General features: G+C 58.6%; 11 protein-coding genes. 1 reads left to right on the top strand and 10 read right to left on the bottom strand.

The features are described 5' to 3' along the window. Window positions 1-14: 14 nt before the first annotated feature. Window positions 15-1,046, top strand: a complete 1,032-nt coding sequence (locus ADJ79_RS12670) for a low specificity L-threonine aldolase (protein WP_156304249.1) — start codon at window positions 15-17, stop codon at window positions 1,044-1,046. Window positions 1,047-1,115: 69 nt separating this feature from the next. Here ADJ79_RS12670 and ADJ79_RS12665 read toward each other — a convergent pair whose 3' ends face one another. The 10 genes from ADJ79_RS12665 to ADJ79_RS12620 form a co-directional block, all read right to left on the bottom strand. After that, entirely contained in the window at window positions 1,116-1,655 is a 540-nt protein-coding gene (locus tag ADJ79_RS12665) for a HEAT repeat domain-containing protein (RefSeq protein WP_050716273.1), read from the bottom strand. A 244-nt stretch (window positions 1,656-1,899) separates the two neighbouring features. Continuing rightward, window positions 1,900-5,463, bottom strand: a complete 3,564-nt coding sequence (dnaE, locus tag ADJ79_RS12660) for a DNA polymerase III subunit alpha (protein ID WP_050716272.1) — start codon at window positions 5,461-5,463, stop codon at window positions 1,900-1,902. 605 nt (window positions 5,464-6,068) lie between these two features. Then, complete coding sequence (era, locus tag ADJ79_RS12655) at window positions 6,069-7,025, bottom strand: GTPase Era (protein WP_082203329.1); 957 nt, start codon at window positions 7,023-7,025, stop codon at window positions 6,069-6,071. After that, window positions 7,018-7,788, bottom strand: coding sequence for a ribonuclease III (gene rnc, locus ADJ79_RS12650; RefSeq protein ID WP_082203328.1), 771 nt, complete (start codon window positions 7,786-7,788; stop codon window positions 7,018-7,020). Before rnc ends, era begins: the two co-directional genes overlap by 8 nt. Window positions 7,789-7,800: 12 nt before the next feature. Further along, window positions 7,801-8,163, bottom strand: coding sequence for a DUF4845 domain-containing protein (locus ADJ79_RS12645; protein ID WP_050716629.1), 363 nt, complete (start codon window positions 8,161-8,163; stop codon window positions 7,801-7,803). 15 nt (window positions 8,164-8,178) lie between these two features. Next, complete coding sequence (lepB, locus tag ADJ79_RS12640; RefSeq protein WP_050716271.1) at window positions 8,179-9,147, bottom strand: signal peptidase I; 969 nt, start codon at window positions 9,145-9,147, stop codon at window positions 8,179-8,181. Further along, window positions 9,147-10,955, bottom strand: a complete 1,809-nt coding sequence (lepA, locus tag ADJ79_RS12635; protein ID WP_050716270.1) for a translation elongation factor 4 — start codon at window positions 10,953-10,955, stop codon at window positions 9,147-9,149. Before lepA ends, lepB begins: the two co-directional genes overlap by 1 nt. A 69-nt stretch (window positions 10,956-11,024) precedes the next feature. After that, window positions 11,025-11,993, bottom strand: coding sequence for a glycosyltransferase family 2 protein (locus ADJ79_RS12630; RefSeq protein WP_050716269.1), 969 nt, complete (start codon window positions 11,991-11,993; stop codon window positions 11,025-11,027). A 1-nt stretch (window position 11,994) separates the two neighbouring features. Beyond that, window positions 11,995-12,351: a hypothetical protein gene (locus ADJ79_RS12625; protein ID WP_050716268.1), complete on the bottom strand. Its 357-nt coding sequence runs from the start codon at window positions 12,349-12,351 to the stop codon at window positions 11,995-11,997. After that, on the bottom strand, window positions 12,348-14,717 hold the full coding sequence (locus ADJ79_RS12620) for an acyltransferase (RefSeq protein ID WP_050716267.1): 2,370 nt from the start codon (window positions 14,715-14,717) through the stop codon (window positions 12,348-12,350). Before ADJ79_RS12620 ends, ADJ79_RS12625 begins: the two co-directional genes overlap by 4 nt. Between the last annotated feature and the right edge of the window lie 2 nt (window positions 14,718-14,719).

Raw genomic sequence — 14,719 nt, 5'->3', positions numbered from 1 at the left:
TTGCAAGGAAATCCGTGGCGTTTTTTGGGAATGACTACCTGGCCGGATGCCATCCGGCCATCATGGAACGGCTGGCGGCCACCAATCTGGAGCAAACCGCAGGCTACGGGCTGGACCCGTATAGCGAAAGCGCGCGCGAAAAAATCCGCGCCGCCGTGCGCGACGAGCGGGCCGATGTGCACTTTCTGGTGGGCGGCACACAAACCAACGCCGCCGTCATCGCCAGCATCCTGCGGCCCTGGCAGGGCGTGATCGCCGCCGAAACCGGGCACGTGGCCACGCACGAAACCGGCGCCATTGAAGCGGGCGGCCACAAGGTGCTGACCCTGCGCAGCACAGACGGCAAGCTCACCGCGCGGCAAGTGCATGAATACGCGCGCTACTACCAAACAAACCCGGCGCAAGAGCACCTGGTGCAGCCGGGCATGGTCTACATCTCGCACCCCAGCGAGCTGGGCACGGTGTATGCCAAGGCCGAATTGCAGGCCATCTCCCAGGCCTGCCGCGAGCACGGGCTGGCGCTGTTCGTGGATGGCGCGCGGCTGGGCTACGCGCTGCACGCGCAGGTCAGCGACATCACGCTGCCTGACCTGGCCGGGCTGTGCGACGTGTTCTACATTGGCGGCACCAAATGCGGGGCGCTGTTTGGCGAAGCCGTGGTGATTTGCAACGACGCCTTCAAGCCGCACTTTCGCGCCCTGATGAAGCAGCGCGGCGCCCTGCTCGCCAAAGGGCGGCTGCTGGGCCTTCAGTTCGACACGCTGTTCACCGGCGGCCTTTACACGCGCATTTGCCACGGCGCTCTGGCGCACGCGCGGCGCATCCGCCAGGCATTCGAGGCCAAGGGCGTGGCCTTTCACGGCGAATCGAACACGAACCAGCAATTTCCCATTCTTGAGCGCCGGCAGGCGGACTATTTCGTGCGCGAATTCGGCTTTGCCGACTGGGAGGAGCTGGACGGCCGCCACGTGGTGCGCTACTGCACCAGCTGGGCCACCACGGCGCAGCAGGTGGATGAGCTGCTGCGGGCCATTGAGCGGCTTTGAGCACAAGCCGTAAATGCTTTTTCAAAGGCGATTTCCAGCCAAAAACGCCTGAATATCTTGCGGACCTGATTAATCAACAGAGCTGTCATCTTCCGACCAATATCTGACGGATTTCGATCTATCGCGCCGCAGGCGTTTCAACGCCTTTTGCACAAGAGGATGGTTTTTTAATGCGCTATTATTCAGCGCAAAGGCCGTTGATGCCCTGACTTCATCGAATGGATCCGTTGAAGCCTTGACGAGAGCTTTAATGGATTCGGGCGCGTCAATGTGCCCTAGAGCGGCTGCCGCTTCATTCCTGACATAAGGTGATGGGTCATTTTCGAGCGCATCTATTAGCAATGGCAGTCCCTGCTGCACAAAAGGCGGATTTCCGCCTTTCATTTGACCAAGCAGGAACATGCTCATGCCTCGCAGCACGGGTTTCGCAGACTGACGCAAGCGCTTGGCCAGGTTGAAGCCCCATGCGCCGCCATGCAGCTGAATCTTCATGGCGGCTTGACGCCTCACGCGCCAATCAGGGGCAGCCAGGAACGGCTCCAGCGTTTGCACTTCATAGAGCTGCATGGCCTGAAACAGCAGCATCTCCAAGCTTGATTCTTCTTTCATGTATCAAAGCTGATTCCGCAACCTATCACCCAGACAACCTTTTTCTATTGGAGATAATGATTTTCATATTATTCATCACACAAAGTAAAGCGAGAATGTCCTGCGCAATTACGAGCATGTCGAGGCAATATTTTTGAATCTATTTGAACTGGCTTGGTGATTCCGTAGCCTCGTCATTTGTGCATAGCGTGGCGCCTGGCGATCTAATGAATTGAATTAGCCGGTTTTTTCATTGACAGACAGCCTATTCGTACACCACAGCCGCCTGCCCTTCGCCCGCTTCGGCGCGCCAGGCTGCAAGGGCTTCGTCGGTGGGCCAGGTGCGGGCCGTTTCGGGCAGCTCGAACTGGGCGATGGCGCCGATGGGGCGGCCTTCGGCATCCTGGCCGCGCCGCTCCACGGCCAGGCGCACGCTCAGGCCGCGCTCCAGCAGGCCGTGTTCGGTTTCTTCGGTCTGCGGCGGGTATTCATGGAGCAGGCGGCGCACATTGGGCGGGGTGGGGCCGACGGCCACGCGCAGGTATTTGCCGAAACGGCAGCGGGCGGCGGGCAGAGGCCAGATTTGCGTGAGCGTGACCTGGTTGCCGCCGGAGAAGCGGTCGGGCTGCACGCGTCCCAGGGCGATGACGAGTTCGTCGTCTTTCAGGCTGGCGGCGTGCTGGCTGAGCAGGGCTTCTTCGGCGCGGGCTTCGATGGCGGCGCTTGGGTCTTCCAGCCTGAAAAGGGCAAGCTTGCCGCGCTGGCCGTTGATGACGCGCAGGCCGCTGACGATGCCGGCGATGAGCTGCGGCTCGCGGCTTTCTTGCAGGCTGGCCAGGTCGCGGCGCACGAACTGGCGCACTTCCGGCCCGGCGGCGTCGAACAGGTGGCCCGAGAGGTAAAAGCCGATGGCGGTTTTTTCTTCCAGCAGGCGCTCTTTCACGCCCCAGGGCGTGACGGCGGGCAGGGGCGGCTCTTCGCTGCTGGCGCCGGGGCCGTCACCCAGGGCGTCGAACAGGCCGCCCTGGTGGGCGTTGGCTTCGCAGGCGGCGGCGTAGTCCCAGGCCACGTCGAGCGCGGCAATGAGCGCGGCGCGGTTTTGCTGGAGGGTGTCGAACGCGCCGGCGCGGATGAGGGCTTCGACGGTGCGTTTGTTCACGCGCGTGCGGTCGATGCGGCGGCAAAAGTCGAAGAAGCTGGCAAACGGCCCGTTTTCGCCGCCCGCAAAGCCTTCGCCCCGGCCTTCTCGGGCGGCGACGATGGCTTCGATGGCCTGTTGGCCGGTGCCCTTGATGGCGCCCAGGCCGTAGCGGATGAGTTTGTCGCTGACCGGCTCGAAGCGGTAGCCGCCCCGGTTGATGTCGGGCGGCTCAAAGGCCAGGCCCTCGCGCAGCGCGTCTTCATGCAGCGCCCGCAGCTTGTCGGTGTTGTCCATTTCCACCGTCATGTTGGCGCAGAAGAATTCGGCGCTGTAGTGCACTTTCAGCCAGGCGGTGTGATAGGCCAGCAGCGAGTAGGCGGCGGCGTGGCTTTTGTTGAAGCCGTAGCCGGCGAACTTTTCCATGAGGTCAAAGACTTCGTCGGCCTTGTCTTCGCTGATGCCTTTTCGGGCCGCGCCTTCGCGGAAGATGAGGCGGTGGCGGGCCATTTCTTCCGCTTTTTTCTTGCCCATGGCGCGGCGCAGCAAGTCGGCGCCGCCCAGGCTGTAGCCGCCCAGAATCTGGGCGCTTTGCATCACCTGCTCCTGATAGACCATGACGCCGTAGGTTTCGCTGAGCACGCCTTCGAGCAGCGGGTGGGGGTAGATGACCGGCTCTTTGCCGTGCTTGCGGCTGATGAAGCTGGGAATCAGGTCCATCGGCCCCGGGCGGTAGAGGGCGTTCAGGGCAATCAGGTCTTCCAGCCGCGAGGGCTGGGCGTCGCGCAGCATGCCTTGCATGCCCCGGCTTTCAAACTGGAACACGGCTTCGGTGCGGCCTTGCTGGAAAAGCTGGTAGGTGGCTTTGTCGTCCAGCGGTATGTTTTCGTAGGCGAAGGCTTGCTGGCCGGGGTGGCGCTGCACGATGAGTTCGCGCGCGATTTCCAAAATGGTGAGCGTGGCCAGGCCCAGAAAGTCGAACTTGACCAGGCCGACGGCTTCCACGTCGTCTTTGTCGTACTGGCTCACGGCCGAGTCGCTGCCGGGCTGCTGGTAGAGCGGGCAAAAGTCGGTGAGCTTGCCGGGGGCGATGAGCACGCCGCCCGCGTGCATGCCGATGTTGCGCGTCAGGCCCTCGAGCTTTTGCGCCATTTCCACCAGGGTTTTCACCTCTTCGTCTTGCTCGATGCGCTCGCGCAGCAGCGGCTCGGCGGCTATGGCGTATTTCTCGCGCTCGGCCTCGCTCAGGCCGGCGGGCGGGTATTGCAAGCTGACGGGCTTGCCCGGCTTGTTGGGGATGAGTTTGCTGATGCTGTCGCAAAAGCTGTAGCTCATGTCCAGCACGCGCCCCACGTCACGGATGGCGGCGCGCGCGGCCATGGTGCCGAAGGTGGCGATCTGGCTGACGGCTTCGCGCCCGTATTTGCCTTTCACGTAGTCAATCACGCGGTCGCGGTTGGCCTGGCAAAAGTCCACGTCAAAGTCGGGCATGGACACGCGCTCGGGGTTCAGAAAGCGCTCGAACAGCAGCTTGTATTGCAGCGGGTCCAGATCGGTGATCTTCAGCGCGTAGGCCACCAGCGAGCCAGCGCCGGAGCCGCGCCCCGGCCCCACGGGGCAGCCGTTGTGCTTGGCCCAGTTGATGAAGTCGCCCACGATGAGGAAGTAGCCCGGAAAGCCCATTTTCAAAATGGTGTCCAGCTCGAACTCCAGCCGCTCCAGATATTCGGGGCGGCGCTTTTCGCGCTCGGCCTCGTCGGGAAAGCGCAGGCGCAGGCGCTCTTGCAGCCCGTCCAGCGAAGCCTGGCGGAAGTAGCTCTCGATGGTGTGGCCCGCAGGCACCGGAAAGTCCGGCAGGCGCGGCTGACCCAGCGTCAGCTCCAGGCAGCAGCGGCGGGCAATTTCAGCCGTGTTGGCCAGCGCCGAAGGCACATCGGCAAACAGCGCCTGCATTTCCTCGCTGGTTTTGAAGTGCTGCTGCGGCGTGAAGCGCCGCACGCGGCTTTGGTCGCCCAGCATCTGCCCTTCGGCAATGCACACGCGCGCTTCGTGCGCCTCGAAGTCGCCCGCCGCCGCAAACTGAATGGGGTGCGTGGCCACCACCGGCAGCCGCAGCCGGGCGGCCAGGCGCACGGCGGCGCGCACGTGCGCCTCGTCATCGGCGCGGCCCGCGCGTTGCAGCTCCAGATAAAAGCGGTGCGCAAACACGCCCGCCAATTGCAGGGCCAGCTTGCCCGCGCGCGCCGCATCGCCTTGCACCAGCGCCTGCCCCACCGGCCCGGCCTGCGCGCCTGACAGCAAGATAAGGCCGCCCGACAGCTCTTGCAGCCACGGCCAGCGCGCCACCGCCTGCCCGCTGGCCGCGCCTTGCGTCCACGCGCGCGCCAGCAATTCCGACAAATTCAGATAGCCATCATGGTTTTGCGCCAGAAGCAGCACGCGCGACAGCGCGCTTTTGTCCTCGCCTAGCCCTTCCAGCGTGACTTCCGCGCCCAGAATGGGCTGCACGCCCTTGCCCCGCGCGGCCTTGTAGAGCTTGACGGCGCCGAACATGTTGTTCAGGTCCGTCACCGCCAGCGCGGGCTGGGTGCTTCGGGCTGCCAGCTTCACGGCCTCGTCGATGCGCAAGGTGCCGTCCACCACGGAAAACTCGGAATGCAGACGAAGGTGGACAAAAGGCTGGGCAGACATGGGTAGAGAGGAAAAAAACAGGAAACAAGCGGCCCCGCGCCACGGCGGAGCGCGGCCGGCAGCCGCACGGAAACCGGAAAAGCGGGGATTGTCGCCCTTGCCATTCGCCGCCTGCGGGCAAGGGCGGGTGCCAAGCGCCCGCGCCTGGCTGGGCTTGCGGCCTGCTGTTGAGCGCCCGCACGTTCAGCGCATGCTCCGCATCGGTCCGGCAGGCCGCGCGCCAAATTGAAGCGGCGGGGTCAGGCGCGGCGGGCGGCGCTCCGCAGGCCCTGACCGGGAAACATCAAAAACAGGAGCTGATTTCAGGGGTAATGAATGCCGTTCTGCGCTTTCTACACTAGGACATCATGCTATGGTTAGAGGAGCGAAATAAGGCGCCAGAAAAGCAAGCGGAGGCGCTCAAAAAATCCGCATGGGCAGGGCCAAGTCTTGCCGCCTGAAGCGGCGGCCTGCGGCAGGGACGCGCATGCGGATGAAGCCGCCCTTTTTCTGCGAGCGCTTTGCGCCGCGCTTTGGACGCCCACACGTCTGCAACAGGCAGATTGCGATCAGGTTGTCAGGCTGCCTGGGCCTTGCCTTGCGGCGTTTGTGGCGCTGGCGGCGCCTTATTCGTAGCCAAAGCTGCGCACGCGCGCCTCGTCATCAGCCCAGCCGGAGCGGACTTTGATCCAGAGTTCGATGAACACCTTGCAGCCCAGCAGCTTTTCCAGCTCAAGCCGCGCTTCGGTGCCGATGCGCTTGAGGCGCTGGCCGCTCTCGCCAATGATCATGGCCTTGTGGCTGTCGCGCTCCACCACGATCGTGGCGGCAATGCGCACCAGCCGCCCGTATTGGCGGCTTTTTTCTTCGTCGAACTTTTCCACAACGACGGTGGAGGTGTAGGGCAGCTCGTCTCCCGTCAGGCGGAACAGCTTCTCGCGCACGATTTCACCCGCCAGGAATTTTTCGCTGCGGTCGGTCAGATCGTCCGCATCGTGCCACCAGGGCTGCTCTGGCAGGTAGGGCGCGCAGATGTCCAGCAGGCGGGCGACCTCCTGCGGGTTCTTGGCCGACATGGGCACGTATTCGGCGAAGGCGTGGCGCTCCTGCATGTCGCGCAGCCAGTGCGCCACTTCGGCGCGGCGGTGCACGGCGTCAAGCTTGTTGGCCACCAGAATGACAGGCGCGCCCTTGGGCATGAGGGCGAGCACTTTGGCATCGGCCAGGCTGAATTTGCCTGCTTCCACCACGAACAGCACCAAGTCCACGCCATCGAGAGCGCCCATTACGGTTTTATTGAGCGATTTGTTCAGCGCGGCCGTGTGGCGCGTTTGAAAGCCTGGCGTGTCCACGAACACGAATTGCGTGCCGCCGCCTTGCCCATCGGGCAGGGTGCGAATGCCTGTGATGCGGTGGCGCGTGGTCTGCGCCTTGCGGCTGGTGATGCTGATTTTTTGCCCCACCAGCGCATTGAGCAAAGTGGATTTGCCGACATTGGGACGGCCGACGATGGCGATCAGGCCGCAACGCTGCCGGGAAGGCCCGGAAGAAGCAGGCGCAGATTCGGAAGCGCTTTCAGTCATGGGTGTTTTCAGGCCCGCCAGGGGGCCGTTTGGAGCTGGAGAGAAAGCCGCAGGCAGACGGCTTGCCTGGTTTCGGCGATTTCGGCGGCGGCGAGGCCTGAAGTTTCTCAAGCATGGCGGCGGCGGCGGCCTGCTCCGCCATGCGGCGCGATCCGCCCCGGCCATGCGCTGTCAGCGCCAGCGCCTGTACATGGCAGCTCACTTCAAACGTTTGCTGATGCGCTGCGCCCGCAATGCGGGTAACGGCGTAGTCTGGCACTGGCAAATGCCTGGCCTGGAGCCATTCCTGCAAGGCCGTTTTGGCATCTTTGGCGGCCGCCTGCATCTGCGGCGTGATTTCCAACCCCGAAAACAGGCTGCGCACCAAGGCATTAGCCGTGGCGTAGCCGCCATCCAGATAAACCGCGCCGATCACGGCTTCCAGAGCGTCCGCCAGAATGGAAGGGCGCTGCTGGCCGCCCGCGCGGCGCTCGCCGCTGCCCAGACGCAGCATGTCAGGCAGACCCAATTCCACGGCCAGGCGGTGCAACGTGTCTTGCTTGACCAGATTGGCCCGCACACGCGACAAATCCCCTTCAGGCTGTCGCGCCAGCGCCTCGTACAGCCAATGCGCAACGACCAAATCCAGCACGGCATCGCCCAGGTATTCCAGGCGCTCGTTGTGATCCGCGCCAAAACTGCGATGCGTCAGGGCGCGTTGCAGCAAGGCGGGTTGCGTGAAATGGTGACCCAGGCGGGTTTGCAGGGCCTCGAAAGAGTTCATGGACTGGTGAAATCAATAGCCGGAGCTGCTTGTCGAACTTTCATATTTGATAAGAAGATAAGCGGGACCAGCCAGATGAATTTCCTTGTCATAAGCAAAGCTGACAATGGTTTTCCCGTTGCTCTGTGTGATTTGAAGGTCTTTCCCTGAAATCGTTTCAATGTAGTTCACTTCCGCAGATTTATTGAAAGCCGCGCGAATCTCGGCTGGATTGCCGCCATTGGTGGCAGCGTGTTTTACCGCTTTCTTGATGCTCATGAATTCAGTAACCGAAGGCACGACTTGCGAGCCGACAATGAATAGCAAGCCCAGCAAAACGGCCAGAATAATCAGGCTGATCAGAGTAAGCCCGCGTTGTTTACGAAGTGAAGACATGATGATTCCCATCCCTTAGTTGAAAAATCCGATCCGGCTCAGATCGCCGATATTCATCCACACAAAAAACGCCTTGCCGACAATATAGTCATCGGGCACGAAACCCCAGTACCGTGAGTCCAGGGAATTGTCACGGTTGTCGCCCATCATGAAGTAGTGACCGGGCGGCACCTTGCAGCGCACGCCTTCGATGCTGTATTGGCACAGATCACGATGGGGGAACTGGGTCACACTGGGGATAAGGGTGGGGCGCTGGTCATCCACAATGATGCTGTGTTGCTTGCCTGGCGCTGGCGTTTCCTGAATCTGGCGGAAATACTGCACGGTGGATTTATCCAGAAACTCTCCATCCGGCGTCTGCGGCACAGGTTGCCCATTGACCGTAATCTGCTTGTTCAAATAAGTCACTTCATCGCCTGGCAAACCCACGACGCGCTTGATGTAATCCAGGCTGGGCTGCAAGGGATAATGAAAAACAACAACATCTCCACGCTGGATGGGATTGCCCTGCGTCACTCGCGTATTGAATACGGGCAGACGAATGCCATAAGTGAATTTATTGACCAGAATCAGATCGTCAATGCGCAACGTGGGAATCATTGACCCGGAAGGAATCCGGAATGGCTCAAACACGAAGGAGCGCAGAAGAAAAACTGCCAGAATAATAGGGAAAAGCCCGGCCGTCCAATCCAGCCACCAAGGCTGCGACAGCAGGCGCTCGCGGGCCTCGCTGATATCGGCATCCACTTGGCTGATGCCTTGCGCGGCCAGCTCGGCGCGGCGCGCATCGTGCCGCGCCTCAAGCGCGGAAGCAGCGGCGCGGCGCCTGGGCAAAAAGAAAAAGCGCTCGGCCAGCCAGTACGCCCCCGTGATCACGGTGGCCACGAGCAGCAGCAGTGGGAAATTGCCTTCGATATAACCCGCATACCAGGCAACGCAATAGCCGGCAAGAGCGGCCAATATGAATGCAGTCAATGCAGGCATTATTCCTCCACCTGCAAAATGGCCAGAAATGCTTCTTGCGGCACTTCGACCGAACCAATCTGTTTCATGCGTTTTTTACCTGCTTTCTGCTTTTCAAGCAGCTTGCGCTTGCGGGTAATGTCGCCGCCATAGCATTTGGCCAGCACATTCTTGCGCAGCGCCTTGATATTTTCACGCGCGATGATGTTGGCGCCAATCGCAGCCTGAATGGCCACGTCAAACTGCTGACGCGCAATGATTTCGCGCATTTTGGCCGCCACCGCCCTGCCGCGAAACTGCGCCTGGCTGCGGTGCACGATAATCGACAGAGCATCCACCTTGTCGCCATTGAGCAAAATATCCACCTTCACCACGTCTGACGGCCGGTATTCCTTGAATTCATAATCCATCGACGCATAACCCCGGCTGACCGATTTGAGCTTGTCGAAAAAATCCAGCACAATCTCGCCCAGCGGCATTTCATAAGTCAGCATGACTTGCCTGCCGTGATATTGCATGTTGATTTGCACGCCGCGCTTCTGGTTCGCCAGCGTCATCACGGGCCCGACATAATCTTGCGGCATGTACAAATGCACGGTCACAATCGGCTCGCGAATTTCCTGGATGCGCCCCTGGTCAGGCATCTTGGACGGGTTTTCCACCTGAATGACTTCGCCATCGGCCTTTTGCACTTCATACACCACGCTGGGCGCGGTGGTAATCAGGTCCTGGTCGAATTCGCGCTCCAGCCTCTCTTGTACGATTTCCATGTGCAGCAGTCCCAGAAAACCGCAGCGAAAGCCAAAACCCAGCGCCTGCGACACCTCCGGCTCAAAGTGCAGGCTGGCATCGTTGAGCTGGAGTTTCTCCAGGCTGTCGCGCAATGCGTCGTACTGGTTGGCTTCCGTGGGATACAGGCCCGCAAAAACCTGCGGCTGGATTTCCTTGAAGCCCGGCAGCGGATCGCTGGCAGGCCCCAGGTTGTTGGGCAACTTTTTCTCCAGCGTGATGGTGTCGCCCACCTTGGCCGCTTTCAGCTCCTTGATGCCCGCGATGACGTAGCCCACTTCGCCCGCTTCCAGCGCTTCGCGCGGCTGCTGCGCAGGCGTGAACACGCCCAGGCTGTTGGCTTCATACGCCGCGCCCGTGGCCATCATCCTGATGCGCTCGCCTTTTTGCAGGCGGCCATCGACCACGCGCACCAGCATCACCACGCCCACGTAGGCGTCAAACCAGCTGTCAATGATCATGGCCCGCAAGGGCGCATCCGCCTTGCCGCGCGGCGGCGGCACTTTGGCCACGATTTGCTCCAGCACATCGTCAATGCCCATGCCGGTTTTGGCTGAAATCGCCACTGCTTCACTGGCATCAATGCCGATCACATCCTCGATTTCGGCCTTGGCGTTTTCCGGGTCTGCCTGCGGCAAATCCATTTTGTTGAGCACGGGCAGCACCTCCACGCCCAGATCCAGCGCGGTGTAGCAATTGGCCACCGTCTGCGCTTCCACGCCCTGGCTGGCATCCACCACCAGCAGCGCACCTTCACAGGCTGACAGCGAGCGCGACACCTCATAAGAGAAATCCACATGCCCCGGCGTATCGATCAGATTGAGGTTGTAAACCCTGCCATCACGCGCTGCATAACGCAAAGCCGCCGTTTGCGCCTTGATGGTGATGCCGCGCTCTTTCTCGATGTCCATTGAATCGAGCACCTGCTCGCTCATTTCACGCTCGGAAAGCCCGCCGCAACGCGCAATCAGCCGGTCGGCCAGCGTGGATTTGCCGTGGTCAATGTGGGCGATGATGGAAAAATTCCGGATGTGGTTCATTAAAACGAGGTTTGAAGTCCGGTTGCAAAAACACGCGGGCTGGCATGCGCCTGATTGTAGGCAATCATTTCATAAGCGCGCGGCGTCCGGCAAATCCGCCAAAAGCGGAGTCACCGGCTCCCTGCTCACGTCATGATGCAAAAAAGCGATGATGAACTGAATGCCAATGATGATCGGCAATGCTGCCAGCATCACGGTTCCACTGGTTGCTGGCACATCCGTAGCCACACTTTGCAGCCAGCCATAAATGCCAAAACCTGCGCCAGATATCAGCATCAACATACCGCTGATGCTATAAAGGCTGCCAATATTGAAATCACGCAGCAAATACTGGTAGGCATAGCGCTTGAAAAACCGGATGGCATGCTTGACAGCGAACTCTGGCAATACTTTTGTGATCTTCAGATTTGATTTTTCATCCGCATAAACAGCATTCATCGGAACATCATGAACGACAGCTCGAACCAGGCTCAGCTGATACAGCATATCGCTTTCGAAGAAATATCTTCTTTCCAGGTCATCCAGAGGCAGCTCCCGCAACACATGTACATGAATGGCCGTATAGCCATTGGTCGGATCCATGATGGACCAGTATCCCGAGCTGAATTTATTGATGATTGACAGGGCCGCATTGCCGATCAGCCTGATGGCAGGCATTTGCCGCAAGGATGCTGGTTGGAAGAAACGATTGCCTTTCGTGTAATCGGCATGTCTTTTTTCAATAGGCGTCGTGAAAAGCGGAATCAGCGAAGGATCCATCTGTCCATCACCATCCACCTTGACAATGATATCCATGCCATCGTCAAGCGCTTTTTTGTAGGCGGAGCGAATGGCCCCGCCCACGCCCTGGTTGCTTTCATGGAAGATGACATGAATGCGCGGATCAGTGCAATCCTGCTGGACCAGCAAGCCGCTCTCTTCAGGGCACTTGTCATCCACGACGTATATTCTTTGAACGCTGGCAGGTATTCTGGATATGACATCCAGAATATGCTTTCTGACCTTGTAGCAAGGTATGGCAACAGCAATTTTCGTCATTTCAGTTATGTGCGCCAGCAGACGCCAACGCAATGCCCAGCATAATCAATATGCCGCCGCCAATGGTCTGGAGAGAAAGCGGCTCATTCAGGAAAATGCGCGCAAAAACAGGAACCAGCAAAAAAGCCAGTCCCATGAAAGGGTAAGCCAAATGCAGCGGCGCCTGTCTCAGAACCCAGATCCAGAGCAAGGTGGTGGCGCCATAGAGGGAAAGAGATAACCATATCCAAATATTGGCAAGCATGCCATGCAGCGTAACGGGCGTGGAAATAGCAAGCGCCGCCTGCTTGAATAATATCTGTCCAATTGCGATGCCAATAACACAGCTCAGCGTTAGCAAGATCGTCGTGAAATTCATTTTTCGTCGCTTTTCCTGATTTCTCTGTAAATTGGGAGCAGCGCCAGCGGTGAAGCAAAAAAGCCGAGGAGATAGCGATACTCCCCCGCGATGGAAAAGAAAAACACGGCCGACAGCTGAAGCAGAAGAATTCCACAGACAGTCAGCGCGGGCAGGTCTCTTCTGTTGAAAGCACGCAGAGTCACGAAGAGCAGAAGAATGATTCCCGGCAATGGCGACCATAATAGCCACCTGTTTTCAAAGCTGGCATCGTGAATGGCCATCAGCGCTTTTTCGGCTCTTTCAAGACCCCATTTCCTATAGATTGATTCGGATTTCGTTTTTTCGAGAACATTTTTGGCATATGTAGGACCGGGGAAACCGCCCTGGGCGAAGGCTGAAACAAGAAATATATTCACGCGGCTCGACATGAAAGCCGGAATATTCCTCCATAGATTATGCCTGAAAAATTCGCTGATGAGAATATCCTGCTGCGATTTCTCCATGGATGCAAGAGCTGGCCCCTGTGGAAAAAATATCAGAGGATCCCAGTAATCCCTGTCGTAATATTTGATGATGAGATCCAAAGGGGCGACGCTTTCCAGAGCCTGAATGGCCGGAGCAGAAACCCGCGGAGGATAAAGACCCATTGCATGAGGCTGAAGGAAATTGACGGTTTCAAACAGGGCGACGGGATACACCGTTCCTATAGGCGTTTTATGCTTGTGATTGGCAACCCCATAAAAGGCGACCGCTACCCAGACCAGTGAGATGGCTGCCAGTCCCAATCGCTGTTTTGGAATGCGGATGACAGCCGCCAGAACGATTAGCGCAATGATATTGATGATTCCATTGGGGCGCGCGAAGATCGCAAAAGGAATGGATACGAACAGAATGAAGAAGGACATCCTTGAGACAGCTTTGTTCCTAAGGCATATCCATGTCTCAAACAAGAGGCCAGCCAGGGCGCACGCATAAATGCCATCAGAATATAGACTCGTTGTATAAAATACGAGGTGTGGAGCCAGGGCGACGAATACCAGCAGAATGAAAAATGGTTTTTTTCCATTCTCATTGTAGACATAAGTCAGAATCCTTGCCAGAATAGCCGTCGCCACCAGTATCTGGACAATGACCGGAATTTCAACCAGATTGAATGGCTTGTAGAATGAATTGACGAACAGGTACCAGAATATTGGCTTTCCCGACTGGAATTCCCGGTTGCTCTCGACTTCCAGCAGGATGGCCAGAGAGTCTTCCCCAAGAATGCCGGGCCAAAAAATCAACAGATAGGAAAAATATACCGCAAACAGGGCCAGATATAAAGCGTAAAAATTGATTCTTTCGGGAAGACAAAAGCGCGTATTGCTCATGGTATTTTTGCTTGGCTTGAACCTCAGGGCAGGTTTTTCCACAAGATGCCAGGAGAGGAATGCCAGACCAGCCGTTATCGCCATTGAAAGCATCATAGCAGTCCAGAATCCATATTCCGGGTACAGGCACATGATGACCGTTTGCTGCACCGGAAAAGCGAAAAGATAAATTCCGTAGGAAAAGTCGCCATAGCGTCCAAACCGGCGGATGAATGGCGTACTGGCAGTGCCGAGGCTGATGACAGCGTAGGGCATGAAAGCAAGCAGCGCCGTGTAGCGCATTTTTGCGAGCAGCAGGCCGCCAGCCAGCAAGGCAAGCGCCGCCAGCCAGGTCCAGGGGCGTTTTTGCCAATACTCACGCAAAACGTAAAGGGCAGATCCGGACAGGAAATAGGCTCCCATTTCCCGTTTTTGATGAATGCTGTGATACAAGTCCGGGCTGTTTTGGGAAAAATACCATGCCAAGTAAATAACAATGGCCGCCAGCCAGACGGTTTTCTTTTTCAGCAGTCCGGCCAGGCCACAGACCGCCAGAACGAGATAGCAGAGAACCTCGATGGGGATGGTCCATATCGATCCATTGACGCCCAGCGGATACGGATTTTTTTCAAAAACGCCTGGCAGTATGTAAACGGCAATGAAACGGAGATTCAGAAAATATTGCCAGGTGCCGCCGTGCGCGTAGTAATCAGCGGCTTGCAGGCTGGAAACAACAGGCCCCAATACCAGGGCAGTCAGCGTAACGACAACTGCCAGGGCAGGCCATATTCTCAGCAGGCGGCGCAGGGCGAAGCGCAGGATATTGGGATCCGAATACCAGCTCTGGGTGACGAGATAGCCGCTGATGGCAAAAAATATGAGAACGGCAAATCCGCCAAAACTGTGCAGCCCAAAAAATGAAGGCTCCATCTGCCCGCTCAGGGCATATTGGTGGCTATAAAGCACCAGGGTGGCGGCCACAATCCTGACAAAGTCAAAATTGTTGGCGGGGTGTGCCGGGGTGGCAGTGTTCATGT

The organism is Ottowia sp. oral taxon 894 (assembly GCF_001262075.1).
Classification (GTDB): Bacteria; Pseudomonadota; Gammaproteobacteria; order Burkholderiales; family Burkholderiaceae_C; genus Ottowia; species Ottowia massiliensis.
This window is presented reverse-complemented; position numbering and strand designations above follow the sequence as displayed.